This window comes from Herbaspirillum sp. BH-1, from assembly GCF_002870055.1.
Taxonomy (GTDB): domain Bacteria; phylum Pseudomonadota; class Gammaproteobacteria; order Burkholderiales; family Burkholderiaceae_D; genus Herbaspirillum; species Herbaspirillum frisingense.
Window position 1 is genome coordinate 1 of record NZ_PKOI01000001.1, and the last position, 25,314, is coordinate 25,314.

A 25,314-nucleotide genomic window follows, 5' to 3' on the forward strand; every position below is an offset into this window, starting at 1 on the left:
GGGTGGGCAGGGGGGCGGCTTCCTTGTATTGCGGGTCCCAGATCTCGGCTTCCACCGTGAGCGGGGTCTCGCTCTGCCAGCGGATCCCGATCCAGAAGAACAGGAACAAGGCCACGTGCATCACCAGCGCCAGCGTGATGGCGCGCCAGCGGCCCGGTGCCTTGGGGATGTTGTAGTGTGCGTTATCGCTCATATCGCTGGGGCGTGCGCTTACTTGGTGGCCAGGCCGACCCGCGCGATGCCCTGTTTCTTCGCTTCCGAGATCACCTGGACCACTTCGTCGTACTTGATTTCCTTGTCCGCCGAAATCATCACGGCCAGCTCGGGATTGTCTTCATGCAGCTTGCGCAGGCGCTCCGACAGGTCGGTCTTGCCGGTCACGGTCTCGGCCTTCTTGCCGCCGCTCTTGGGGCCGTTGATGCGGATCGTGGCCTGGGTATTGGGCTTCAGGGCGATCTCGATGTAATCCGACGGCGGCTGGGTGGACTTGCCGGCCGTGGGCAGGTTGATCACGCTGGGGTTGGTGATGGGCGTGGCCACCATGAAGATGATCAGCAGCACCAGCATCACGTCGATGTAGGGGACGACGTTGATTTCCGACTTGAACTTGCGGGGACGGCCCCCGCGCATCGATGACCCAGCCATTAGCGTGCCTGACGTTGCAAGATGTTGGAGAACTCTTCGATGAAGCTTTCGAAGCGGATCGCCAGGCGATCGATGTCGTGCGAGTAGCGGTTGTAGGCGACCACGGCCGGGATCGCGGCGAACAGGCCGATGGCGGTGGCGATCAGGGCCTCGGCGATGCCGGGGGCGACGGCCGCCAGGGTAGCCTGCTGCACGTTGGCCAGGCCGCGGAAGGCGTTCATGATGCCCCAGACGGTACCGAACAGGCCCACATACGGGGACACCGAACCGACCGATGCCAGGAAGGCCAGGTGCGATTCGAGGGCATCCATTTCGCGCTGGTAGGCGGCGCGCATGGCGCGGCGGGCGCCGTCCAGCAGCAGGCCGGGTTCAACCGCGCCGCCACGGGCCGTGACCGAGGCCTTGGCCTTGGTGAATTCACCCATGCCGGCCTGGAAGATGCGTTCCATCGCGCCACCGCTACCGGCCTTGCGGCGATTGGACAGGGCTTCCTGATACAGCGCCGACAGGTTGCCGCCGGACCAGAAGACGCGTTCGAATTCCTCGGTCTGCACGCGCGCGGCGCGGATGGTGAACATCTTGCGGAAGATGTAGGTCCAGCTGATGATCGATGCCGACAGCAGCAGCAGCATTACCAGTTGCACCAAAACGGACGCGTTTGCGATCAGTGAAATGAAGGACAGGTCTTGTGTGACGTTCATGGGGAAATGTGGCGGCGTGGCAGCGGTGAATGGATTGGTAAGTCGGCGGTTTGTATCTTTTGTTCAGTTGTAGATTCAGTTACATGAAACAAAAGACGGTCATTGTAGGGAGAAGGTTTCCGGCATGGATATCGTCCCAAGCGGCAAGATGGCCTGTTCGGACAGTTGTGCTACCTGTCATAAAGGTCCGGATGAGCTTTTCCGTTGACATCATGCGGCTTTCTTGATGCAGGCGAGCACTTCTTCGGGAATGGGGCGCGGGCGGAACGTGGCTGCGTCCACGCAGACCACGGTGATGCTGCCCCGTGCCAGCAACGTCGCGTCCTGGTCGCTGGCGGCATTGCCATCCCCCGACGGCAGGCGCCAGGCCTCCTGGGAAAATTCCATGGAGGCATTTCGAAGTTTTTCGACCACGACGGTCAGGCGGAGTTCATCGTCCAGGCGCGCTGGCGAGAGATAGTCGACGTTGGTGTTCCTGACCACGAAGATGGCGCCGGTGGTCTCGGCCAGGTGTTGCTGCTGGAAACCGAAGGAGCGCAGCCATTCCGTGCGGGCGCGCTCGAAGAACTTCAGGTAATTGGCGTAGAAGACCACGCCTCCGGTGTCGGTATCTTCATAGTAGACCCGGATGTTCCAGTCGAATGGACTACTGGCGGCACTCATATGCTTCTTGTTATTGGGAAATCTGCTGTGGCAGCTGAAAAGAAATCAAGGAAGCGGAAAGCCATCAATGCGAACTGGGTGTTGCCTCAAATGCAAGATTTTGTGGAGGCCACGCATCTTGCACTGTGGAACTGATCGCAAAGGGGCTTGCAAATGGCGTTCCTGCGGCGCCGGAGCGTTCCCGGCAAAAACGCCATTTTACCCCATCCCTTACTGTTTGCGCTTGATGTTGAAGGGGCTGAAGCCCTGGCAGGTCGGCATCAGTTCCATGTAGTTGATGTTGACGTGTGCCGGCATGGTGGCGACCCAGAAGGCGGCTTCGGCGATATCGTCGGCCGTCAGCGGGGTGGTGCCTTCATAGACCTTGGCGGCCGCGCCGTCATCGCCCTTGAAGCGCACATTGGAGAACTCGGTGCCGCCGCAGAGGCCAGGGGCCAGGTTGGTGGCGCGCACGCCAGTGCCCACCAGGTCGGCGCGCAGGTTCAGGGTGAACTGGTCGACGAAGGCCTTGGTGGCGCCGTAGACGTTGCCGCCCGGGTAGGGGTAGGCACCGGCCACTGAGCCCAGGTTGATGATGGTGCCGCTGCCGCGCTTGACCATCTCGGGCAGCAGGGCGTGGGTGATGGTGACCAGACCCTTGACGTTGGTGTCGATCATGGTTTCCCAGTCCGACAGCGCCACTTCGTGGGCCGGGCCCAGGCCCAGGGCCAGACCGGCGTTGTTGATCAGGACGTCGACCTGTTTCCAGTCACCGGTCAGGCTGGCCAGGCCGGCGTCGATGGAGGACTTGCTGGTCACGTCCAGCACCAGCGGCAGTACCTTGTCGGCACCCAGTTCCTTGACCAGGTCATCCAGGCGCTCCTTGCGGCGACCGGCGGCGATCACCTTGTGACCATTGCCGGCGAATTTGCGCGCCATGGCGGCGCCGAAGCCTGCGGTAGCTCCCGTAATCAACACGACCATCTCTTGATTCTCCTGTGTGTGGCGTAAGAACCGGTGCCGGTGCTCAGGTCGCAGGCGGAACGGCGTCCCTGCGCTTCACCCCGGCGATCCCGGAAGAAAACGAAATTGTAGCCCAAAGCCGGTTTTTACGAAGTGCGACTCGCTTTTGGCGCGGTTGCGGGGCCGATTGAGGCATGTTGCGCCTGCGCCATGGTTCTTGCCGAAATCGCCCCATTTCACTACAATGCGCTCACCATTTCGTCTCACGTGACTGGCGAAACGTCGGGTAAAACCGACCAAGATGGGGATCCATCGGGAAGCGTGAGATTTCAACAGCCGTGCGCCTGGGCAGCCGAATGGACAGTACGACTGAGGCTGCCCGCAATCCCCCCGTATTTTCTGGCCCTCATTCGATTTTGGAAGTCGAGCATCAGGCATGCCCTCGCGCAGCCGGTGACCCGATCTTCGGCCGCACCTCATCAATTTGGAGAAACACCATGTTTGACAAGAACCAGACTCTCGCGAAAGTCGATCCCGACCTGTGGTCTGCCATCCAGAAGGAAAACGCACGCCAGCAGGATCACATCGAGCTGATCGCTTCTGAAAACTACACCTCGCCGGCCGTCATGGAAGCGCAAGGTTCGCAACTGACCAACAAGTACGCCGAAGGCTATCCGGGCAAGCGCTACTACGGTGGCTGCGAATATGTGGACGTGGCCGAACAGCTGGCCATCGACCGCCTGAAGGCCCTGTTCGGCGCCGAAGCCGCCAACGTGCAACCCAACTCCGGTTCCCAGGCCAACCAGGGCGTGTTCTTCGCCATGTTGAAGCCGGGCGACACCATCATGGGCATGTCGCTGGCAGAAGGCGGCCACCTGACCCATGGCATGGCGCTGAACATGTCGGGCAAGTGGTTCAACGTGGTCTCCTATGGCCTGAACGAGAAGGAAGAGATCGACTACGACGCCATGGAAGCCCTGGCCCGCGAGAAGAAGCCCAAGCTGATCATCGCTGGCGCCTCGGCCTACTCGCTGCGCATCGACTTCGAGCGCTTCGCCAAGATCGCCAAGGAAGTCGGCGCCTACTTCATGGTCGACATGGCCCACTACGCCGGCCTGATCGCCGCCGGTGTGTACCCCAACCCGGTGCCCTTCGCCGACTTCGTCACCTCGACCACCCACAAGTCCCTGCGCGGTCCGCGCGGTGGCGTGATCCTGATGAAGGCCGAGCATGAAAAGGCCATCAACTCGGCCATCTTCCCCGGTATCCAGGGCGGTCCGCTGATGCACGTCATCGCCGCCAAGGCGGTGGCCTTCAAGGAAGCCGCATCGCCGGAATTCAAGGCCTACCAGCAGCAGGTGGTCAAGAACGCCGATGTGCTGGCCAAGACCCTGATCAAGCGTGGCCTGCGCATCGTCTCCGGCGGTACCGAGTCGCACGTGATGCTGGTGGACCTGCGTCCCAAGGGCCTGACCGGCAAGGAAGCTGAAGCCATCCTGGGTTCGGCCCACATGACCTGCAACAAGAACGGCATCCCCAACGATCCGGAAAAGCCGTTCGTGACCTCGGGCATCCGCCTGGGCAGCCCGGCCATGACCACCCGTGGTTTCAAGGAAGCCGAGGCCGAGAAGGTCGGCAACCTGATCGCCGACGTGCTGGACAACCCGCATGACGCGGCCACCATCGAGCGCGTCAAGGTCGAGGTCAAGAAGCTGACCGACGCCTTCCCGGTCTACGGCTGATTGTCTCTGACGTGAGGATGCCGACCCGATGCGGGCCGGCGTCCTCAGTCTGCCGGATCGATGTCTTGCCCGACGGCGCCCGTTTTCGCGGGCGCCGTCGTTTATCTGCACTACGATACGATGGCTGTCACGGCGAGCGGGTGCAATACTGCACCCTTTGCGCCCTCTGCGCTCTCTGTGCCAGGTCGCGAAGTCGCGCTGCAATACGAAGTCAGGAGGGTGGTCCCTCCTTGTCCAGTCCAACCAAACCACTGCTGCCATGAAGTGCCCATTCTGCAATCACGAAGATACCCCGGTGCTGGACACCCGTCTGTCCGAGGACGGGCATTCGATCCGCCGTCGTCGCCGCTGCGGCAATTGCGACAAGCGCTTCACGACCTACGAGCGCATCGAGCTGACCCTGCCCGTGATCGTCAAGAAGAATGGCAGCCGTACCGAGTTCGATCCCAGCAAGCTGCGCGGCAGCCTGATGCTGGCGTTGCGCAAGCGACCGGTGTCGGCCGAGGCGGTGGACATGGCGATCCAGAGCATCCAGGACAAGCTGCTGCAGAGTGGCGAACGGGAAGTGATGTCGGGGCAGGTGGGCGAGCTGGTCATGCGCGAACTCAAGCGGCTGGACAAGATTGCCTATATCCGTTTCGCCTCGGTGTACAAGAGCTTCGAGGACGTGACCGAATTCCAGGATGCCATCGATGAGGTGGGGCAGGAACGCAAGGGTGCCAGGAAGCGCGAGAGCTGAGCTGCACCGCGTCCGGTGCAAACCGGACGGGCATAAAAAAACGGCTGCAGATGCAGCCGTTTTTCTTGAATCAAGTCCCGCCTGTGCCGCTGTGCCGGCATCCTGAACCTGACGGTTCAAGTTGGCTGCAGTAGTTCAATTTCGGGTTCATCGGTCTAGCGACGCTCACGCCCATCAAACGATCCCACAGCCTATGCTCGTAAATGGTTCAAGGAATATATGGCAATCGCGAACACGGCAGGAGTACGAAGTCTAACCCATTCACCGCCGCTCTCCAAGACCTGAACGAAAAATTTCTGGCCGATTTTGTAACCAGTGTTTCGACAGGCTGCTTCGCCGCGCCGACAGGTGCCACTGCCGACGCATGAAACGAAAATGGCGGCCCGGAGGCAGCCATTCTTCTTGCGTTGCGCAGATTGGTCCGGATATCCGAACAGTTCAGAACAGTTTTTCCTGCGGCGCCAGTGCCTGGTCCACCACCTCGGTGATGGCGGTGATCTGTTGCTGCCATTGGGCAATGGTGAGACCGGCGAAGGGACCTTCGGCACGTTGCATGGTCAGCAACTCGGCAGCGATGCCCAGTCCTGCCATCACGGCGATGCGGTCGGTACCCTTGATGCGACCGGCATCGCGGATGGCGCGCATCTTCTGGTCGAGATAGGCCACCGCATGATGCAGCGCGGCCTGTTCGCCTTCCTGGCATGCCAGGGTGTAGGACTGGCCCATGATCATGGCCTGGATCTGGATGGTGCTCATGCGGTCTCCTCATCGGCCGACAGCGCGGCTTCGGGGGCCTCGGCGACCTCGGCCACCGGCAGTTGCGCCAGGACAGTGCTCACGCGCCGGTAGGCATCATCGACCCGGCCGGCGAGGGTGGTGTTTTCTTCGGAGAGCAGTTTGACTTTCCGGCGCAGCTCGGCATTTTCTTCGCGCAGGCCTTGTGCCAGCTTGGCGAGCTGAGTGACTTTTTCAGCCAGTTGCAGGAATTCTGAACTCATTTGTTGATTGTTCGCAGGATGGAGTTGCGTTGGCGGGCGCCAGCGTGTCAGGACTGTTCAAGTTTTGTTGCGTCGATCTGCATGATTATAAGCGCTTTGCGACACACCCTGAACAAGAACGGCTGCTCGGGGCAGCCGGAAGAACTTGGTCCGTGGCGGTGGCGATTGGTTCCCCGTGGACGACACTGATCGGCGTTGCATCAGCGGCAATCAGGGCGCGATGCCCGGGGACGGTTATTCGCTGCGACGGGCAGCTTGCGCGTGCATGCGCATGTAGCCCTGTTGCAGCACGAAGTTGTCGAAGGCGGTCAGCAGGGGATGGTACTTCTCGCTGTTGCGTTCCAGTTGCATCAGGGCATAGCCGGCAGCTTCCAGCGTGGATAGCTGCTCCGGCTTGTGCGACTTGCGGATGGTGTAGCGCGAGGTGGGGGTATCGATCAATACCATGCGCGGCAGGGTTTGCAGGATGGGGTTTTCGAAGAGCATCTTGCGGCTCTTGCGCCAGGTGCCATCGATGATGACCAGGCGGATGCGCTGCAGCGTCTGGCGCTTGTCCACCGTCATCGTGCGGGCGTCGAAATGGGTGGTCTCGGGTGTGGCGGCGTCATCGGTGTACAGCAGGACCGGGTGCACCGGCTCGCTGTCGGGCACGTTGCGCACCCGTGACGGTGCATGCAGCATCTGCTGCAGTTCGTCGGGATCGAACGCCGAGCCGACGACCAGCTTGCTGTACGGCAGGCTCAGGTGCAGCAGTCGCACGCTGTTCTTGGCGTTGTTGACTTCCAGCGGGTGTTGCAGGATCAGGACATCGATGGCGTGATCGATGGGCGAGGTCCAATGGCAGATGCATGCCGAAAGGGCACGCTGGCAGATCGGGCAAATCAGTCTGCGGGAGGTGTGTGGATCGTGGTTGGAAACCAAAATTATCAGCCTTCTCTAGTTGCGCAATGGTCATCTCGTACAGCAGTGCAGACGTTGGCAAGGGGCAGATGCCCGGTTGCCAGACGTTTGGATGGACCCGTTGTTTGTGGGGCGTAGATTGGACTGAGTGTTGTTAGGCGTCAATCGACATAAAGCGAAGATATTCTCGATTTTTACGGAAATTGAATTGGCATTTTGCGGATTCCCGTTTACCGGCCACGCTCTTCCCTGTTCCATAAAGGGTTTTGGCTGCGCAGCCTGTATCTCGACCTGTTCCGTCTTTACACCTTGAGGTAGTCCTCGCGTCCACCCAGCCAGCGTGCCAGGTGTCGGTCCACGATGTCGGGCGCATGTTGCAGCAGGGCCTGGGCGGTATCACGGGCCTTTTCCACCAGCCACTGGTCGGTGCCGAGATCGGCAAAGCGCAGCATGGCTTCTCCCGACTGGCGCGCCCCCAGGAATTCGCCGGGGCCGCGGATATCCAGGTCGCGCCGGGCGATCTCGAAGCCATCCGTGGTTTCACGCATGGTGGCCAGGCGTTGCTTGGCGGTGCCGCCCAAGGGGCCCTGGTACAGCAGCAGGCACACGCTGGCGGCCGACCCGCGCCCGACCCGGCCGCGTAACTGGTGCAATTGCGACAGACCGAAACGCTCCGCATGCTCGATCACCATCAGCGAGGCATTGGGCACATCCACGCCCACCTCGATGACGGTGGTCGCCACCAGCAGATGAATGGCGCCGCGCGTGAAACCCTCCATGACGATCTGTTTTTCCACCGGTTTCATGCGTCCGTGGACCAGTCCGATGGTGAGGTCCGGCAAGGCCGCCGACAGCGCCGCATGGGTATCGGTGGCGGTCTGCAGCTGCAGCGCCTCCGACTCCTCGATCAAGGGGCAGACCCAGTAAATCTGCTTGCCTTCCAGCGCCGCCGCATGCACCCGTTCGATCACTTCGTCCCGGCGGTTCTGATCGATCACGCGGGTCACGATGGGCGAGCGGCCCGGCGGCAGTTCATCGATCACCGACACTTCCAGGTCGGCGTAATAGGTCATGGCCAGCGTGCGCGGAATGGGCGTGGCCGACATCATCAACTGATGCGGCACGGCGGCGGCATCACGGTCCTCCGGATTGAAGCTCTTGTTGCGCAGCGCCAGCCGCTGGCCGACGCCGAAGCGATGCTGCTCGTCCACGATCACCAGCCCCAGGTTCTCGAACTGCACCGTGTCCTGGATCAGCGCATGGGTGCCGATGACCAGGCGCGCTGCACCGGACTCGATATGGGCCAGGGCCTCGGTCTTTTCCTTTTTCTTCTGGCTTCCGGAAAGCCAGGCCACGCCCACATCCAGCGGCTCCAGCCAGGCCGCGATCTTGCGGAAGTGCTGCTCGGCCAGGATTTCGGTGGGTGCCATCAGCACGGCCTGGCAGCCACTGTCGATGGCCTGGGCCGCCGCCAGCGCCGCCACCACCGTCTTGCCGCTGCCCACATCGCCCTGCAGCAGCCGCTGCATGGGGAAGGACTGGCGCAGGTCGGCACGGATTTCCTCCAGCACGCGCTGCTGCGCCCCGGTCAGCTGGAAGGGCAGGACCTTGGTCAATTCCTCGGTGAGGCGCCCGGTCACCGGCAAGGCCCGCGCGGTCTTGGCGCGCCGCGCTGCCTGGGCACGCTTGAGCGAAAGCTGCTGCGCCAGCAGTTCATCGAACTTCATGCGGATCCAGGCCGGATGTGACTTTTCCGCCAGGGCGTATTCATCCACGTCCGGCGGCGGGTTGTGCAGCAGTCGCACCGATGGCTCGAAGGCGGCCAGGTCCAGGGTCTGCAACATCGAGGGCGGCAGCGTATCGCTCCAGTCCAGCCGGCTCATGGCATTGGCAATGGCCTTGCGCAGGTAGGCCTGCGACAGGCCTTCGCCGGCAGGGTAGACGGGCGTAAGCACGTCCGGCAGGGGCGCCCCTTCGTTGACCACCTTGTAGGACGGATGGACCATCTCGGCCCCGAAGAAACCATGTCGCAGCTCGCCGCGCACCCGCACCCGGGTGCCTTCGGCCAACTGCTTGGTCTGGCTGCCGTAGAAGTTGATGAAACGCAGCGTCAACTGGCCGCTGTCGTCGCCCACCGTCACGATCAGTTGCCGGCGCGGGCGGAACTGCACTTCGCAGGCCGTCACCACGCCTTCGACCTGCACCGTCTGCAGGCCGCGCAGGGAGGCCTCGCCGATGCTCATGAGGGTGGTCTCGTCCTCGTAGCGCAGCGGCAGGTGCAGCACCAGGTCCATGTCATTGTGCAGGCCCAGCTTGGCCAGCTTGTTTTCGGGCTTGGCGGCAGGCTTGGCGGCGGGCGCGGCTTTTTTCTTCGAAGCCGGCGAGCTGGTTTTCTTCGCGGTAGCGGGCATGCGGTCAGCGGTCGGATAGTCGGATTGCCATAGGTACACTAGTCGCACGCGGAGATGGGAAAAACGCGCAGACAGCGTAAAATAGCGGGTTACGCTATTTTACTGTGAATATTTACAGTATCAATCCCGCCGGCAACACTTCTTGCCGGGGAAGGCTGCCGGCCCGACCGCATTCCCGCTTTCGTTTTCTCTCGATCGCGTTTGAGCACTGGTCGCTGCCGATGCCGCCTCCATCATTATTTTGCAAGCATGTACTCTCTTTCCGACTTCGATTTCGATCTCCCCCCCGAGCTGATCGCCCAGACCCCGCTGGCCGAGCGCAGCGCTTCGCGCCTGCTGCAGGTGCAGGGTGCGCAGCTGACCGACCGCCGTTTTTCCGACATCGTCGACCTGCTGCAGCCCGGCGACCTGCTGGTCTTCAACGATACCCGCGTGATCAAGGCGCGCCTGTTCGGCGTGAAGGAAACCGGCGGCAAGATCGAGGCCCTGGTCGAGCGCATCCTCGATGCGCGTACCGTGCACGCCCAGGTGCGCGCCTCCAAGTCGCCGCCGCCGGGCAGCCGCATCCGCCTGGCCGATGCCTTCGATGTCACGGTAGGTGAACGTTTCGGCGAGTTCTATACGCTGCATTTCCCGGCGGATGCCTTCGAACTGCTGGAGCAATACGGCAGCCTGCCTTTGCCGCCCTATATCGATCACGAAGCCGACGCCTACGACGAAACCCGCTATCAGACCGTCTACGCCAAGGAGCCCGGTGCGGTCGCCGCGCCCACCGCCGGCCTGCACTTCGACCAGGCGCTGCTGGAACAACTGGCCGCGCGCGGCGTGAAGCAGGCCTTCGTCACCCTGCACGTGGGTGCCGGCACCTTCCAGCCGGTGCGGGTGGAAGACCTGTCGCAGCACAAGATGCACAGCGAGTGGTACACCATCTCGCCGCAGACGGTGGAGGCCGTGCGTGCCACCCGGGCCGCCGGCGGGCGCGTCGTCGCCGTGGGCACCACCAGCATGCGGGCGCTGGAGTCCGGTTCGCAGAGCGGCCAGCTCCAGGCCGGCAGCGACGATACCCAGCTCTTCATCACACCCGGCTACACCTTCAAGACCGTCGATCTGCTGGTGACCAATTTCCACCTGCCCAAGTCGACCCTGCTGATGCTGGTCTCGGCCTTCGCCGGCTATGCCCACATCCGCGCCGCCTACGCCCATGCGATCGCGCAGCAATACCGCTTCTTCAGCTATGGCGACGCCATGTTGCTGACCCGTACCTGAAACATCGAGAGAAACAGAGAACCCCATGCTGGAATTCACCCTCCTGAAGACCGACGGCCGCGCCCGTCGTGGCCGCGTCAAACTGAACCACGGTACCGTCGAGACCCCCATCTTCATGCCGGTCGGTACCTATGGTTCGGTCAAGGCCATGTCGCCGCTGGAACTGAAGGAAATCAACGCCCAGATCATCCTCGGCAATACCTTCCACCTGTGGCTGCGCCCGGGGCTGGAAGTGGTCAGCAAGTTCGGCGGGCTGCACAAGTTCATCGGCTGGGACAAGCCCATCCTGACCGACTCCGGCGGCTTCCAGGTGTTTTCGCTGGGAGAGATGCGCAAGATCACCGAAGAGGGCGTGCACTTCGCCTCGCCCATCAACGGCGACCGCCTGTTCCTCTCGCCGGAGATCTCGATGCAGATCCAGCGCGTGCTCAATTCGGACATCGTCATGCAGTTCGACGAATGCACGCCCTACGAGATCGATGGCCGCCCGGCCACCCGCGAAGAGGCCGGCAAGTCCATGCGCATGTCGCTGCGCTGGGCCAAGCGCTCCAAGGATGAATTCGACCGCGGCGAGAATCCCAATGCGCTCTTCGGCATCGTCCAGGGGGGTATGTTCGAGGGTTTGCGCGACGAGTCGCTGGCCGGGCTGGAAGAGCTCGGTTTCGACGGCTTCGCCATCGGCGGCCTGTCGGTGGGCGAGCCCAAGGAAGACATGATGCGCGTGCTGGAACACGTCGGCCCGCGCCTGCCGGCCGACAAGCCGCACTACCTGATGGGCGTGGGCACGCCCGAGGATCTGGTCGAAGGCGTGGCCAACGGCGTGGACATGTTCGACTGTGTCATGCCCACCCGCAATGCGCGCAATGGCTGGATATTCACCCGCTACGGCGACGTCAAGATCAAGAACGCCAAGTACAAGAACGACGACCGTCCCTTCGACGAGACCTGCGACTGCTACGCCTGCAAGAACTTCTCGCGCGCCTACCTGCACCACCTGCACCGCGCCGGCGAAATCCTCGGGGCACGCATGAATACCGTGCACAACCTGCATTACTACCTGCAGCTGATGCAGGAGATGCGCGACGCCATCGACGCCGGTACCTTCCAGGACTTCGTCAAGAAATTCAAGGAAGACCGCGCCCGCGGCGTGGACTGAGCCAAGCCGGCGCGGGCCGGTGAACAGGCCTGGCGCAATCGTGCAAGGTTTGGGAAGGATGGTTCACATCCGGTGCCGGTCGTCGACCATGCCATGCCCGCCGGATCTCAGTTTCCGGCCGTTTTCTGCTCCAGGCACAGCGTAAAGCAACTACCCTGGCCTATCTGGCTCTGCACGCTGATGGCACCGCCCATCAGGTGCGCCAGCTTCTGGCTCAGGTACAGGCCCTGGCCCATGCCCTCATGCTTGCGTGAGGCCGAGGCATCGAGCTGGGTAAAGGCACGAAACAGCTTCTGCTGATCCTGCTCGCTGATGCCGCAGCCGCTATCCTGCACCTCGATGAAGGTGGTGGTGCGATCACCATGCGGCTGCTGGCGCCATCGCACCCGCACCTGCCCGTGCTCGCTGAACTTGATGGCATTGCCCACCAGGTTCAGCAGGATCTGCTCCAGCGCCCGACGGTTGGTGTGGATCACGGTTTCCCTTGTCCCCGCTTCCGCGCCCGCTTCCACCTCCAGCAGCAAGCCCTTCTTCTCGGCGGCCGGCCGCAGCGTGCTCACGGTTTCATCGATCAACTGTGAACAGAGCAGGGCCTCGGGAATCAGGTCGGCGTCCTCGGTCTCCATGCGCGACACATCCAGCAGACTGGTGATCAGTCCGAGCAGGTGCTCGGCGCTGTCGTGTACCGTCTGCAACTGCTGTTCCTGTTCCGCCGTCAACGGGCCACCCATGCGGGTGAGCAGGATGTCGGTGAAGCCCAGGATGGCATTGAGCGGGGTGCGCAGTTCATGCGAGGTATTGGCCAGGAAGCGGTTGCGCGACTCCATCGCTTCCTGCAGGGCGCGGTTCTTTTCGGCCAGGTCTTCTTCGATGCGCTTGCGGTCGCTGATGTCGCGCACCGCGATCAGCAGGAAGGTCTCGCCTTCCACCACCAGCGGACTGAGGCTGACGTCGACCGGAAACTCGCTGCCGTTGCGCTTCAATCCACACAGGTCGGGTGTGGGGTTGTGAGCCGGGGCGGCGGCATGGTTCAGGTAGGTCACCAGGTTCTGCGCGTGCATGGCCAGAAAGCGCTGCGGAATGAGTACATCGATGGCGCAGCCGGTCAGCTCGGCTACCTCCCAGTCGAACAATTCGCCGGCCCGGCGGTTGGCCAGCACGATGCGGTCCAGCGCGTTGACCACGATGATGCCGTCCGGCAGCGAATCGTAGAGGCCATGCACGCTGGCGGCGATCAGGCTGATGTCGCGCAGCACGGTGGCCTGGCTGATATCGCGCTTGCAGGACAGGACGTATTGCGGATGGCCCTGCTCGTCGCGCAGCAGCTTGTTGGACACCGACAGGTGCAGCAGGGAGCCATCCTTGCGACGCCGGATGGATTGGCACTCGGCACGCCCCAGGCTGATGGTGTCGGCGAAGACGCGGTCTTCCTCCATACGCCGTTCGGGCGGCACGATGAAATCCGAGAGATGCTGGCCCAGCACTTCCTGGGCGGCATAACCGAAGATCTGTTCAGCACAGCGGTTCCAGTAGATCACCTGGCCTTGCATGTCCATCAGGACATAGGCGTCCGGCGCTTCACTGAGCAGCAGTTGTTCAAGTTGCAGCATCGTCGTCGCTGCCGGTTTGTTGCAGGCGCAGGAGCCGGTCGTGGATCTGGGCCGGCAGGCCCTGCCAGAGCGACTTGCCGGCGATGTGCATGGTCTGCGTCCAGTCCTGCCAGTCTTCGCCGGCCTGCTGGTACAGCTCGGGGAAGTCGTGCGGTGCCAGCTGCAGTTGTGGCAGCGCCGTGGCGACCTTCTGTAGCGCCGCCTCGGCCAGTTGCGGCGCGCCGCAGCCCAGCTCGGCCATGGCCGAGGACAGATACAGGGTCCAGATGATTTCCAGCGGACGTGGCGCGGGCAGGGCGTCCGGCAGGCTGGGCGATTCGTAATGCAGGACCGCGTCGCAGAAGAGTTCAGGAATCTTCCAGTCCTGCATGAGTGCCGCGGCGATGTTGAGGTGGTTGAAGCCGAACAGCGACTGCTCCATGGCCAGCTGGGCCGAGGGCTCCAGCACCCGCGTGAGCAGCGAGGAATAGCCGGTCGGATGGGCCGAGGCCAGGGTCAGCTTGCCGATGTTGGCCAGGAGCCCCGTGGTAAACATCTCGCCCAGCGGCGCCACCCGGGTATGGCCGCTGATGGCCTGGGCGCTGCAGGCCATGGCAAAGCTGTGGGCCCAGAATGCCGGTAGCTTGAAGTTGGTGCAGGAGGCCGGCGCCGTGGTCTCGGCCAGCGACAGCGCCAGGGCCAGCTGGCGCACCGCCTGCAGGCCCACCAGCAGCATGCTGTCCATGCTGACCGAGGCGATCGGTCGCACCCGGTGCGCATTGAGCACGTTGACGATGCGGATGATGCGTCCGGACAGGGCCGGGTCGGCCTGTACCAGATGGATCAGTTCGGCCATGTCGGGATCGTCCTGCGCGCACAGACGCATGATGGTCAGGCGCACCCCGCCCGGCGAGGGCAGGGCCTGGGCGCTCCTGAGCTTCTCGAACAGGGTCGGTTCAATGAAGGTCAGCATCATTTGCTTTCCTGGTAGCGGTTGTGGATGTCGAGCACGTCGTTCCAGCCGGCGAAGAAGGCCTCTACGCAGCGCGGATCGAAATGACTGCCGGCATTGTCGCGCAGATAGCGCGAGGCGTCTTCCAGGCTCCAGCCTTTTTTGTAGGGGCGCGTCGAGGTCAGTGCATCGAACACATCGGCCACGGCCACGATGCGGCCATAGAGCGGGATGTCCTCACCCTTGAGACCGTTCGGATAGCCGCTGCCATCCCACTTCTCGTGGTGGGTGCGGGCGATCTGCGAAGCCGTCTGCAGCAGCGGGGAAGGGCTGTCGCGCAGGATGTCGGCGCCGATCTGGGCGTGCAGGCGCATGACCTTGAGTTCTTCCTCATCCAGCCGTCCGGGTTTGAGCAGGATATGGTCGGGAATGCCCATCTTGCCGATGTCGTGCATCGGCGCGGCATTGAGCAGCAGGTCCTGTTCTTCCTGGGGCAGGCCCAGCCGGGCGGCGATGATGCGGGTGTAGTTGGACATGCGCAGCAGATGCTCGCCGGTCTCGGGGTCGCGATAGCCGGCCGCGCGCGCCAGCAGGTCCATGGAGTTCAGCGCCAGGGTATTGCTCTGGTGCGACTTCTGTTCCACTTCTTCGGCCAGGTGTTCGATCTTCTGGCTCATGGCCAGCTGCGACTTGCGCATGGCCAGCATGTTCCTGACCCGCGCCAGCAGCTCCACCCGGTTCACCGGCTTGGAGAGGAAATCATTGGCCGTCATCTGCAGCGCCTGGTGGCGTACCTGTAGCCCCATGTCGGCGGTAATCATGATGACCGGCGTCATTTCCTGGCCCGGCATGGCGCGAAAGCGCGACAGGAAACCCAGGCCGTCCATGCCCGGCATCATGTAGTCCAGCAGGATCAGGTCGGGCTCGTGGGTGCCACACCAGTCCAGCGCCTCATAGGCATCGGGACAGGTGCTGATGCTGGTGTCCGGCAACTGCGCCAGCATGTGCGTGAAAAGTGAAAGATTGGTCTTGTCGTCGTCGACGATCAGTATTTTCATGTGCTCCCCCGGCCCCTCTGTTGTATGTGATCACGCAGCGCGGCGAATGCGGTGGCGCATTCCCCGGCCAGCGTGCGTACCTGCGCCAGTTCCCCCTGGCGGGCAGCGATTTCCATCTGACGTCCCAGCTGACCCAGCGCCTGTATCCCCAGGTTCAGGCAACTGCCGGCCAGGCGATGGCCCAGGGCCTGGATCTCGCCCAGCAGGGGTTCGCTGGCCTGGACCTGGCGCGCCAGGTCCTCCATCACGGGGCCGGTATGTTCGATGAACATGTCCAGCATGTCGCTGGCCAGCCCGGTGTCCTCGCCAAAGAGTTCCTCCAGGCGGGCTTCGTCGATGATCGGCAAGGCCTGCTCGGCCGCCTGTTGCGGCGCTGCCGGCGGCAGGTAATGCGTCAGCATCGCCGCCAGTTGCGAGCGCAGCAAGGGCTTGGTCAGATAATCGTCCATACCCGCCTCCAGGCATTGTTCGCGATCACCGGCCATGGCATTGGCGGTCATCGCGACGATGGGGGTATGCATCAGCTCGCCCTGCATGCGCCGGATGCGGCGGGTGGTTTCGTAGCCATCCAGGACCGGCATCTGGCAATCCATCAGGATCAGCGCATAGTCGCGCTGCGCCAGCTTTTCCAGTGCCTCCGCACCATGGGAGGCGATATCGACTGCGTAGCCCATGGCATTGAGCTGGTACACCGCCACCTTCTGGTTCATTACGTTGTCTTCGACCAGCAGCAGGCTCTGCGCCTCCTGCGGCCCCTGCAGCCCTGGCGAGCGCGCCAGGACCGCCGACGCTGCATCGACCTGCTGCTCCCCCTTGCCCGTTCCATTCATCTCCCCCATCACCGCGCGCAACAGCTGCTGCTTGCGCAACGGCAACTGCAGCACGGTGGCCGGGGTGGGTGTTGATGATCCGTCTATATTAAGGCCGTGTACGCCGTGGTCAAGCAAGACGCACGTCATGCCGGGTCGGGCCGACTGCAGCTGCGCCAGCACCATCGGGGCCGGCATATCGCGTACCTCCGAACTGACGATGACGGCATCGATGCCCGTGGTCGTGGCCAGGGGGCCGGTCAGCGCGGCCAGGGCGTCATTGGCACTGCCGTAGCGCACCGTCTCCAGACCGGCCGCGCGCAGGGTTTCATGCAGCATGGCGGCACTGGCGTCGTGGGTTTCGATGAGCGCCACCTGTCGCTTTTTGGCTGCAGAGCTTCTGGGCGGCAACGCCGCCGATGGCGCCACCGGAATCCCCAGTTCGAACCAGAAACAGGAGCCGGCACCGGGGCTGCTGTCGACGCCGATATTGCCGCCCATCAGTTCGACCAGCCGCTTGCAGATCGACAGGCCCAGGCCGGTGCCACCGTATTGCCGCGTGACCGAACTGTCGGCCTGCGAAAACGGCGAGAACAGGCGCCGCATGGTTTCCTCTTCCATACCGATGCCGCTGTCGCGCACCTCGAAGCGCAGCCGGCAATGATCGCCCGCCACATGCAGCGCCTGCACCCGCAGCAGCACCTCGCCGCGATGGGTGAACTTGAGCGCATTGCCCAGCAGGTTCAGCAGGATCTGGCGGATGCGACCGGGGTCGCCCAGCAGCCTGGGCGGCAGACGCGCATCCACATGGGTCATCAGGCGCACCTGTTTTTCGCGGGCCTTGAAGGAGAGCGCCTCGGCGCTGGCTTCCACTACTTCCAGCAGATCGAACTCGACCACGGCGATGTCCATCTTGCCCACATCGATCTTGGAGAAGTCGAGCACGTCATTGACGATGCCCAGCAGGGCATTGGCCGAATCCTCGATGGCCTTGGCGAATTCGGTCTGCTGGCTGTCCAGGCGCGTGGTGCGCAGCAGGCCGGCCATGCCCAGCACGGCATTCATGGGCGTGCGGATTTCATGGCTCATGGTCGAGAGGAAGGCACCGCGGGTCAGCATGGCGTGATCGGCCGCCTCCTTGGCCAGTACCAGGCTGCGCGCAGCACGCTGGTTCTCGCGCATGAAGCGCAACAGGATCAGTGCCCGCACCGCCCACAGCGCCAGCAGGCCCAGCGTGAGCCAGGCCGGCAGATCGGTCTGCCACAGCGCGAACACCGCCAGCGCCGCAAAGCAGGCTTCCGACAGCAGCAACAGCGCGCGCCCGTCACGCGGCGCTGATGGAGGGACTGCCTCTGGTCTCACGAAATGATCTCCATGCTTCTTTGAACTCCGATGGTGGCTGGAAGGGTGGCGGGGGATCGCCCCCAAGGTTCAGGACATTTAAATCAATTATAACGAATTGATTTTATAAATTGTGAAAATTGCTTTATTCGTTCGCATTCTAGCCACGAAATGGGGTCAGGAAAAGGCAGGAAAAACCCGATGGGTTTGTTGTAGATAAGTCAAAAAGTCTTTGTTGAAGCCGCTCATCGACCGATCGGCTCAGTATCGATGGTGAAAAAATCAACTGTGTTAATTTATCCTGTCAAATTAATTTAATTGATTTAATCGATAAATTTAACTAAAATGGATTCATAGTCGAAGAATGCAGTGGCCCAACTGATGACAAGGAGCCTGCAATATGAACAATCCCCCCTCGAAGGCGCTGTCCCGGTCGCATCTGCTGCGCTGGAGCGCTACGCTGTTGATCGTGACGCTGGTGCTGTGCAGCTGGTCCCGCCAGCAGTTGCAGGCCGCCACCACGGCGCGGCTGGCCGTTTCGGCCGTGGTGCCCACGCGCTGCAATGTGGTGGTGCAGATCGTCAACGGCAGCGCTGCCGTCTCCAATACCTGCGGCGGGGTGATGGCCGGCAGCCCGGATGGACGGGCACTGCTGCTGGTGGACCAGCGCGAACGCTCGGTGCTGGTGGTGTACTGATTGCCGACCTCTTGCCCAACCGCATTCCCTGACCTGATTTCTCACCTGATCCCCGACCGGTCCTGACCCCGCCTGCCACGGCGGCTCCTGCCGCGCGCCCCTCCACGGCGGCGGCCATGAAAATAGCCATTTCTCCCTTGATCTGCGGCAAGACGTCCCGATTTGGCGTCATAGCGCTGGTGCAGTGCTAGAATGCAGGGCTATTTTTTAATCAACCTTTGGAGCCTTACGTGTTTATTTCCGACGCATACGCGCAAACGGCCGCAGCAGCCCCTGGTGGCGCGATGGGCAACCTGGCCAGCTTCCTGCCGATCATCCTGATGTTCGTGGTGTTGTACTTCCTGATGATCCGCCCGCAGATGAAGCGTCAGAAAGAACAGAAAGCCATGATGGACGCACTGGGCAAGGGCGACGAAGTCGTCACCTCCGGTGGCATGCTGGGTCGCATCACCAAGGTGGCCGATGGCTACATCACCATCGAAGTGGCTGAAGGCACCGAAGTCGTCGTGCAAAAGGGCGCTGTCACCACCCTGCTGCCCAAGGGCACCATCAAGGGCCTGTAATGGCCTGACCGGTTCGGTCGGCCCGCGTGCCGGCGAACCCATGGGCGCATCGCTGATGCGCCCATCTTGTTAGAACCCTGCGGTTTTTCCACCCGGGTTCTGAACAGGGCGGCAGGTCCCTGCCGTCCTCTCCCGCAAGCACGAAGCACAAGACCATGAATCGTTACTCTCTCTGGAAATACGCACTGATCGTCCTGGCCCTGCTGTTCGGCGTGATCTATACCGTCCCGAACTTCTTCGGTGAGTCTCCCGCGGTGCAGATCAGCAGCGCCAAGTCGACCCTGAAGGTCGAACCCGCCGTGGCCGGCCGGGTGGATCAGATCCTGAAACAAGGCAATCTCGGCGCAGAGAGTGTGGCGTTCGACAACACCGGTTCGCAGCCCTCGGTGCGCGCGCGTTTCGCCACCACCGACATCCAGTTCAAGGCCAAGGCCCTGCTGGAAAAGGAACTCAATACCGACCCCAGCGACCCGACCTATATCGTCGCCTTCAATCTGCTGCCCAACACGCCGCAGTGGCTGCAGAGCCTGCACGCCTTCCCGATGTATCTGGGCCTGGACTTGCGCGGTGGTGTGCACTTCCTGATGCAGGTCGACGTCAAGGCCATCGTCAACAAGCGTCTGCAAGGCCTGCAGGCCAGCGTGCGCGGCCTGCTGCGTGACAAGAACATCCGCCACAGCGGCATCAACCGCAGTGGCGACAGCATCGAGATTTCCTTCCGCGATGCCGATACCCGTAACAAGGCCCGCGCCGCCCTGGGCGAGCTGCAGGAAATGCTGCTCACCGACGCCGGTTCGGGCGATGACCTCAAGCTGGTCGGTACCCTGCGTCCGGAAGCCATCAAGCAGACCCAGGAAGACGGCGTCAAGCAGAACATCAGCACCCTGTCCAAGCGCGTCAACGAGTTGGGCGTGGCCGAGCCACTGATCCAGCGCCAGGGCGCCGAGCGCATCGTGGTCGAGCTGCCGGGCGTGCAGGACGTCTCGCGTGCCAAGGACATCATCGGCCGTACTGCCACCCTGGAAGTGCGCATGGTCGACGAGAGCGTGGTGCGTGGCACCGAAGAGACCTCGGCCATCCCCTTCGGCTCCGAGCTGTTCAAGGTCGGCAAGGGTGCCCCGGTGGTCCTGAACAAGGAACCGGTACTGACCGGCGACTACATCTCCAACGCCTCGGCCAGCTTCGATGAAAACCACCAGCCGGCAGTCAGCATCGACCTGAATGGCGACGGCGGCCGCAAGATGCGCGAAGCCACCCGCGACAAGGTCGGCAAGGCCATGGCCATCGTCCTGTTCGAAAAGGGTAAGGGCGAAGTCCTGACCGTGGCCACCATCCGTTCCGAACTGGGTTCGCGCTTCCAGATCACCGGCATGGGTTCACCCGAAGCCGCCAGCGACCTGGCCCTGCTGCTGCGCGCCGGTTCCCTGGCTGCTCCGATGGACATCATCGAGGAACGCACCATCGGCCCGCAACTGGGTGCCGACAACATCAAGAAGGGCTTCGACTCGGTGCTCTACGGCTTCCTGGCGATGGCTATCTTCATGGTGATCTACTACCAGCTGTTCGGCTTCTTCAGCGCCCTGGCGCTGTCGGTGAACGTGCTGCTGCTGGTGGCCCTGCTGTCCACGCTGCAGGTGACGCTGACCCTGCCGGGTATTGCCGCCATCGCGCTGGCACTGGGTATGGCGATCGACTCCAACGTGCTGATCAACGAACGCATCCGTGAAGAACTGCGTGCCGGCAATTCGCCGCAGGCCGCCATCGCGGCCGGTTTCGACCGCGCCTGGGCGACCATCCTGGACTCCAACGTGACCACCCTGATCGCCGGCCTGGCGCTGCTGATCTTCGGTTCCGGCGCCATTCGCGGCTTTGCCGTGGTGCACTGCCTGGGCATCCTGACCTCGATGTTCTCGGCCGTGTTCTTCTCGCGCGGCGTGGTCAACCTCTGGTATGGCCGCAAGAAGCGCCTGACGGGCCTGGCCATCGGCCAGATCTGGAAGCCCGAGGGCGAGGTGCTGTCCACCTCCGGCAAGGCTTCCGCCAAGCGCGACGTCAAGTAAGCGACGGCTCACCCGAAACAGCAGCACAGCCAGATTTGAGCCGGTCGCCCCTCTTGTGGCGCGACCGGCACCGAAAGGATAGTGATGGAATTTTTCCGCATCAAAAAAGACATTCCCTTCATGCGTCATGCCCTGATCTTCAATGCGATCTCGGCACTGACCTTCGTGGCCGCGGTGTTCTTCCTGTTCTCCAAGGGATTGCACTTCTCCATCGAATTCACCGGCGGCACGGTCATGGAAGTGGCCTACAACAAGCCGGCCGACCTGGAAAAGATCCGCAAGTCCATCGAAGGACTGGGTTATCGCGACACCCTGGTGCAAAGCTTCGGCACCGCCCAGGACGTGATGATCCGCCTGCCCGCGCAGGCCGGCGTGAACGCCAGCCAGCAGAGCGAGAAGGTCAATACCGCGCTGAAGGCGGACGACCCGGACGTGCGCCTGCAACGGGTGGAATTCGTCGGCCCGCAGGTCGGTGACGAGCTGGCCCATGACGGCCTGCTGGCACTGGGCATGGTGGTGCTGGGCATCGTGATCTACCTGGCCTTCCGCTTCGAGTGGAAGTTCGCGGTGGCGGCGGTGATCGCCAACCTGCACGACATCATCATCATCCTGGGCTTCTTCGCCTTCTTCCAGTGGGAATTCTCGCTCACCGTGCTGGCCGCCATCCTGGCCGTGCTGGGGTATTCGGTCAACGAATCGGTGGTGGTCTTCGACCGGGTGCGTGAAGCCTTCCGTGATCGCCGCTTCGGCAAGCTCTCGGCGCCGGAAGTGCTGAACCACGCCATCACCAGCACCATGTCGCGTACCGTCATCACCCACGGCAGCACCGAAATGATGGTGCTGGCGATGTTCTTCTTCGGTGGCCCGACGCTGCACTACTTCGCGCTGGCGCTGACCATCGGCATCCTGTTCGGTATCTATTCGTCGGTGTTCGTCGCCGCCGCCCTGGCCATGTGGCTGGGCGTCAAGCGCGAAGACCTGATCAAGCCGGTCAAGGTCAAGGACGAAAACGGCGGCGCCGTGGTCTGATTCCGCGCCACCGCCAATGAGGGCCGCAGCGTTCGCGCTGCGGCCCTTTTTCATGAGAATCCCGCAAGGACGCAAAGCCGGGATAATGCTTTACTTCACCCCATTGCATCACCGAATGACGTTTTTTTGATCATGAGCACATCCACCGACCTGCACGATATCGACTATGAACGCCGCTTCGGCGGCGTGGCCCGCCTGTATGGCGCCGCTGCCCTGCAACGCTTTGGCCGGGCGCGGGTGTGCGTGGTCGGGGTAGGGGGCGTGGGATCGTGGATCGTCGAGGCGCTGGCGCGCAGCGCCATCGGCCATCTCACCCTGATCGACCTGGACAACCTGGCCGAATCCAACGTCAACCGCCAGATCCACGCCCTCACCGAGACCCTGGGTCAGGCCAAGGTCACGGCCCTGCATGAGCGTATCCGGCAGATCAATCCGACCTGCGTGGTGACCGAGGTGGAGGATTTCGTCGATCCCGAGAATGTGGAGCAGATGCTGGGTGGCGGACGGTTCGACTACGTCATCGATGCCATCGACAACGTCCCGGCCAAGGTCGCCATGATCGCCTGGTGCCGCAAGAACGGCATGCCCATGGTCACCATCGGCAGTGCCGGCGGCCAGATCGATCCGACGCAGATTGAAATCCGCGACCTCTGCCGTACCGAGCAGGAACCGCTGCTGGCCAAGGTGCGCAAGCGCCTGCGCTCGCAGCACGGCTTCCCGCGCGGGACCAAGAACAAGTTCCACATCGATGCCGTGTTTTCCACCGAACCCCTGCGCTTTCCCGAGTTGGCCGAGGGTGAGGTTTGCGAGGTCGCTCCGGCCGAAGACATGGATGTCGGCGAGGATGCCGCCGACAGCACGCAAGCCGGTGTTACCGGCCTCAATTGCGCCGGCTTTGGCTCGGCCATGGTGGTGACCGCTACCTTCGGCCTGGTGGCGGCCGCCCATGTGTTGAAGAAGCTGGCCGCACAGGCCGATATCGCTGCTGCAGCCGGGTGAACTGCAGGCCGTCAGCCCTCAGTGCCCGCCGCCCTCATCGACCCGGTGCGCGGACACGCACAGCAGGACGCTGGCCGTGACCAGCACCATGGCCGCGATTTCCAGCAGGGTCGGCCAGCGCTGTTCCCACAGGAAGCCATAGAGCAGCGCGAACAGGGTCTCGAACAGGATCATCTGGCCGATCATGGTCAGCGGCAGCAGCCGGCTGGCCTTGTTCCAGCAGGCATTGCCGAACAGCGAGGCAAAGATCGCCACCCCCGCCGACACGCCGATGAAGTGCCACCATTCACCTTGCGGATGTGGTTGCAGCATGATTGTGAACGCTGGTACTGCCACGAACAGCGACAGCAGCCCGGTGACCACGCCGATCAGCAGGTTCCAGTCATGCGCCGAGATCGCCTGCAGGCGCCCCAGCCAGCGGCTGTTGCCGACCGCGTAGGTGGTCCACGACACCAGCGCGGCCAGCGCGCAGAAGAACCCGATCACGCCATCCCCGAAGCCACCAGTGCTGGCACCCACGGCGCCACTCCCCAGCGACTGCCACGCCACGCAGGCGATGCCCGCCAGGCCCAGCGCCAGGGATGGCGCCAGCTTGCGCAAGGGCAGTGCACCGTGGCCACGGCTGCCGATGATGGTCACCGCCACCGGCAGGAAGCCGATCACCAGCGAGGTCATCGCCATGCCGCCCAATTGCACGGCGCTGGCCAGGAACACGTAATACACCACATTGCCCAAGAGGCTCAGCCACACCAGCGCCCGCCATTCGGCGCGGCCCAGGTGGGGCAGCAGCTTGCGCAGGCGCGGTGCGATCAGCACGGCGGCGAACAGGCCATAGGCCAGGTAGCGGCCAGCCGTCAATTGCCAGGGCGAGAAGGCGCGGGTCAGTTCCGGGGCCAGGAAGACCAGGCCCCAGGCGGCGCCGGCCAGCGCGCCGTAGAAGATGCCTTGCAGGATGGTGTTGGAACGCATGAATCGGGGTGGTCGTGCCACGACAGGTTGGCAAAGGCTGGCAGTATGCCGCAGGCGGGCCGGGCTGAATTGTCGTGGACTACGGTTTTATTGTGCGGGACTGCGAACCGGATCATTCACATTGCGCCACCGCTGGAAGAACCGGCAGGCGGAAAGTCAAACACAAACGCCGGCACTGGGCCGGCGTTGTCGGTGATGACGCGGGAGGGCCGGGATCAGATCACCGTGCCGAACAAGCCCGCGCCCACAAAGGCCAGCGCCACCACGCCGATGCCCATGGACAGGTAGGCCAGTACCGCCACGCCGGTGATGATGGTGGCCGAGGCCAGCACGATGGCCACCTGCAGCATGCCGGCCGCCATTTCCATCTTCTCGTACTTCTCCATGTAGGCATGCGCCTCATGCTCGGCCTCGCGCGCCTTGTGCGCCAGTTCCTTCTTGCCTTCGCCGCTCTTCTCGTCGCTGTCGTAGTGGGCGATGGCGTCGTCCAGCTTGGCGATGGCCGAACTGACCCGCTCATCCTTGGGGTTGCCCAGCAGCGTGAGCTGCTGCTTGGCCAGTTGCGCCGCATTGCCACGCACCGACTTGGCCTGGAAGAAGGACCACAGGTTGGCCGCCTCCTGGTGCTTCAGGATGACCTCGGTCTGGTAGGACTTGGACATGGTTTCGGTAATGGCCAGCACCAGCGCCAGGATGGCGATGAGCAAGGCCAGCTTCTTGTTGCCGGACGCATGGGCGTGCTCGGCGTGTTCCAGGTTTTCGGTGGCTTCCGTCATGATGGTTCTTGTAATGTGGAGGAAATGAGGTCCGCCCGACAGGGGGCGGCGTTCCAAGAACGATTCACCTCGCGAACGGTTGACCTGAATCATTGCAATACTCGTATTTTCCTGCCGCATGGGGCGACCCGTCATGTCGGCCGGATCTGCCCGAAAGTACGGTCCGTCAGCACAAAATTCGCATTTCCTCACGGACGCAGCAGCGGCGACTGCGTAGCGATGGCGATCCCAGCTCATATTGAAAGATGCGGCATACCCTGCAGGAAGACCTGCCTTTGGCTACACTGTTGAGCCACAAATTCTGAATTG

At 62.8% G+C, this 25,314-nt stretch carries 24 protein-coding genes, 1 other RNA gene and 1 riboswitch; of the genes, 9 read left to right on the plus strand and 16 right to left on the minus strand.

Annotated features, from left to right (window positions below):
• The 5 genes from HBH1_RS00140 to HBH1_RS00160 form a co-directional block, all read right to left on the minus strand.
• Positions 1-193: cell envelope integrity TolA family protein (locus tag HBH1_RS00140; RefSeq protein WP_146012804.1), on the minus strand; the 193-nt coding region annotated here is incomplete at its 3' end.
• Between the two features lie 17 nt (positions 194-210).
• The gene (locus HBH1_RS00145; RefSeq protein WP_039876230.1) at positions 211-645 is read right to left on the minus strand and encodes a biopolymer transporter ExbD; all 435 of its coding nucleotides are present in this window, start codon (positions 643-645) and stop codon (positions 211-213) included.
• Positions 645-1,346, minus strand: coding sequence for a protein TolQ (tolQ, locus tag HBH1_RS00150; RefSeq protein WP_006464739.1), 702 nt, complete (start codon positions 1,344-1,346; stop codon positions 645-647). The genes HBH1_RS00145 and tolQ overlap by 1 nt, the downstream gene beginning before the upstream one ends.
• A 210-nt stretch (positions 1,347-1,556) precedes the next feature.
• Positions 1,557-2,009, minus strand: a complete 453-nt coding sequence (gene ybgC, locus HBH1_RS00155) for a tol-pal system-associated acyl-CoA thioesterase (protein ID WP_006464740.1) — start codon at positions 2,007-2,009, stop codon at positions 1,557-1,559.
• Positions 2,010-2,219: 210 nt separating this feature from the next.
• On the minus strand, positions 2,220-2,972 hold the full coding sequence (locus HBH1_RS00160) for an SDR family oxidoreductase (RefSeq protein WP_006464741.1): 753 nt from the start codon (positions 2,970-2,972) through the stop codon (positions 2,220-2,222).
• Positions 2,973-3,208: 236 nt separating this feature from the next.
• Positions 3,209-3,308, plus strand: a riboswitch (ZMP/ZTP riboswitch).
• Positions 3,309-3,448: 140 nt separating this feature from the next.
• Between HBH1_RS00160 and glyA the strand changes: the two genes are divergently transcribed.
• Both glyA and nrdR read left to right on the plus strand, forming a co-directional pair.
• The gene (gene glyA, locus HBH1_RS00165) at positions 3,449-4,693 is read left to right on the plus strand and encodes a serine hydroxymethyltransferase (protein ID WP_102661121.1); all 1,245 of its coding nucleotides are present in this window, start codon (positions 3,449-3,451) and stop codon (positions 4,691-4,693) included.
• Positions 4,694-4,952: 259 nt separating this feature from the next.
• Complete coding sequence (gene nrdR, locus HBH1_RS00170; RefSeq protein WP_006464743.1) at positions 4,953-5,432, plus strand: transcriptional regulator NrdR; 480 nt, start codon at positions 4,953-4,955, stop codon at positions 5,430-5,432.
• Positions 5,433-5,502: 70 nt separating this feature from the next.
• On the opposite strand, the gene ssrS is transcribed toward nrdR, so the two are convergent.
• The 5 genes from ssrS to recG form a co-directional block, all read right to left on the minus strand.
• Positions 5,503-5,679: non-coding RNA, 6S RNA (gene ssrS / locus HBH1_RS00175), on the minus strand.
• 191 nt (positions 5,680-5,870) lie between these two features.
• Positions 5,871-6,188: a cell division protein ZapA gene (locus tag HBH1_RS00180; protein ID WP_006464744.1), complete on the minus strand. Its 318-nt coding sequence runs from the start codon at positions 6,186-6,188 to the stop codon at positions 5,871-5,873.
• Positions 6,185-6,430 (minus strand): DUF904 domain-containing protein, encoded by a 246-nt coding sequence (locus HBH1_RS00185; RefSeq protein WP_102661122.1) that lies wholly within the window; start codon positions 6,428-6,430, stop codon positions 6,185-6,187. The genes HBH1_RS00180 and HBH1_RS00185 overlap by 4 nt, the downstream gene beginning before the upstream one ends.
• Positions 6,431-6,664: 234 nt before the next feature.
• A complete protein-coding gene (locus HBH1_RS00190; RefSeq protein WP_102661123.1) occupies positions 6,665-7,351 on the minus strand; it encodes a tRNA-uridine aminocarboxypropyltransferase in 687 nt (228 codons plus the stop codon).
• Positions 7,352-7,632: 281 nt separating this feature from the next.
• On the minus strand, positions 7,633-9,741 hold the full coding sequence (gene recG, locus HBH1_RS00195) for an ATP-dependent DNA helicase RecG (RefSeq protein WP_102661124.1): 2,109 nt from the start codon (positions 9,739-9,741) through the stop codon (positions 7,633-7,635).
• A 249-nt stretch (positions 9,742-9,990) separates the two neighbouring features.
• On the opposite strand from recG, the gene queA reads away from it, so the two are divergent.
• Positions 9,991-11,007 (plus strand): tRNA preQ1(34) S-adenosylmethionine ribosyltransferase-isomerase QueA, encoded by a 1,017-nt coding sequence (queA, locus tag HBH1_RS00200; protein ID WP_102661125.1) that lies wholly within the window; start codon positions 9,991-9,993, stop codon positions 11,005-11,007.
• 25 nt (positions 11,008-11,032) lie between these two features.
• The gene (gene tgt, locus HBH1_RS00205) at positions 11,033-12,163 is read left to right on the plus strand and encodes a tRNA guanosine(34) transglycosylase Tgt (protein ID WP_006464750.1); all 1,131 of its coding nucleotides are present in this window, start codon (positions 11,033-11,035) and stop codon (positions 12,161-12,163) included.
• A 107-nt stretch (positions 12,164-12,270) separates the two neighbouring features.
• Here the strand turns inward: tgt and HBH1_RS00210 are convergent, their stop codons facing one another.
• The 4 genes from HBH1_RS00210 to HBH1_RS00225 are packed head-to-tail and all read right to left on the minus strand — an operon-like array spanning position 12,271 to position 17,933.
• Positions 12,271-13,773 carry a PAS domain-containing sensor histidine kinase gene (locus HBH1_RS00210; protein WP_102661126.1) on the minus strand — a complete coding sequence of 501 codons (1,503 nt, stop codon included), beginning with the start codon at positions 13,771-13,773 and terminating at the stop codon, positions 12,271-12,273.
• Positions 13,760-14,728, minus strand: a complete 969-nt coding sequence (locus HBH1_RS00215) for an HDOD domain-containing protein (RefSeq protein WP_102661127.1) — start codon at positions 14,726-14,728, stop codon at positions 13,760-13,762. Before HBH1_RS00215 ends, HBH1_RS00210 begins: the two co-directional genes overlap by 14 nt.
• Entirely contained in the window at positions 14,725-15,762 is a 1,038-nt protein-coding gene (locus HBH1_RS00220; protein ID WP_102661128.1) for an HD domain-containing phosphohydrolase, read from the minus strand. The genes HBH1_RS00215 and HBH1_RS00220 overlap by 4 nt, the downstream gene beginning before the upstream one ends.
• Positions 15,759-17,933 carry an ATP-binding protein gene (locus HBH1_RS00225; RefSeq protein ID WP_233207474.1) on the minus strand — a complete coding sequence of 725 codons (2,175 nt, stop codon included), beginning with the start codon at positions 17,931-17,933 and terminating at the stop codon, positions 15,759-15,761. The genes HBH1_RS00220 and HBH1_RS00225 overlap by 4 nt, the downstream gene beginning before the upstream one ends.
• Before the next feature lie 379 nt (positions 17,934-18,312).
• Between HBH1_RS00225 and HBH1_RS00230 the strand changes: the two genes are divergently transcribed.
• The 5 genes from HBH1_RS00230 to tcdA all read left to right on the plus strand — a co-directional run bounded on the left by HBH1_RS00230 (position 18,313) and on the right by tcdA (position 23,260).
• Positions 18,313-18,609 (plus strand): hypothetical protein, encoded by a 297-nt coding sequence (locus tag HBH1_RS00230; RefSeq protein WP_102661130.1) that lies wholly within the window; start codon positions 18,313-18,315, stop codon positions 18,607-18,609.
• A 284-nt stretch (positions 18,610-18,893) separates the two neighbouring features.
• A complete protein-coding gene (gene yajC / locus HBH1_RS00235) occupies positions 18,894-19,172 on the plus strand; it encodes a preprotein translocase subunit YajC (RefSeq protein WP_006464756.1) in 279 nt (92 codons plus the stop codon).
• A 155-nt stretch (positions 19,173-19,327) separates the two neighbouring features.
• Positions 19,328-21,232, plus strand: coding sequence for a protein translocase subunit SecD (secD, locus tag HBH1_RS00240; RefSeq protein WP_102661131.1), 1,905 nt, complete (start codon positions 19,328-19,330; stop codon positions 21,230-21,232).
• An 84-nt stretch (positions 21,233-21,316) separates the two neighbouring features.
• Positions 21,317-22,261 carry a protein translocase subunit SecF gene (gene secF / locus HBH1_RS00245; RefSeq protein WP_102661132.1) on the plus strand — a complete coding sequence of 315 codons (945 nt, stop codon included), beginning with the start codon at positions 21,317-21,319 and terminating at the stop codon, positions 22,259-22,261.
• Between the two features lie 132 nt (positions 22,262-22,393).
• Positions 22,394-23,260 carry a tRNA cyclic N6-threonylcarbamoyladenosine(37) synthase TcdA gene (tcdA, locus tag HBH1_RS00250; protein WP_102661542.1) on the plus strand — a complete coding sequence of 289 codons (867 nt, stop codon included), beginning with the start codon at positions 22,394-22,396 and terminating at the stop codon, positions 23,258-23,260.
• Positions 23,261-23,278: 18 nt separating this feature from the next.
• Here tcdA and HBH1_RS00255 read toward each other — a convergent pair whose 3' ends face one another.
• Both HBH1_RS00255 and HBH1_RS00260 read right to left on the minus strand, forming a co-directional pair.
• Positions 23,279-24,229, minus strand: coding sequence for a DMT family transporter (locus HBH1_RS00255; RefSeq protein ID WP_102661133.1), 951 nt, complete (start codon positions 24,227-24,229; stop codon positions 23,279-23,281).
• Positions 24,230-24,444: 215 nt separating this feature from the next.
• Complete coding sequence (locus tag HBH1_RS00260) at positions 24,445-25,005, minus strand: DUF4337 domain-containing protein (RefSeq protein WP_102661134.1); 561 nt, start codon at positions 25,003-25,005, stop codon at positions 24,445-24,447.
• Positions 25,006-25,314 lie beyond the last annotated feature (309 nt).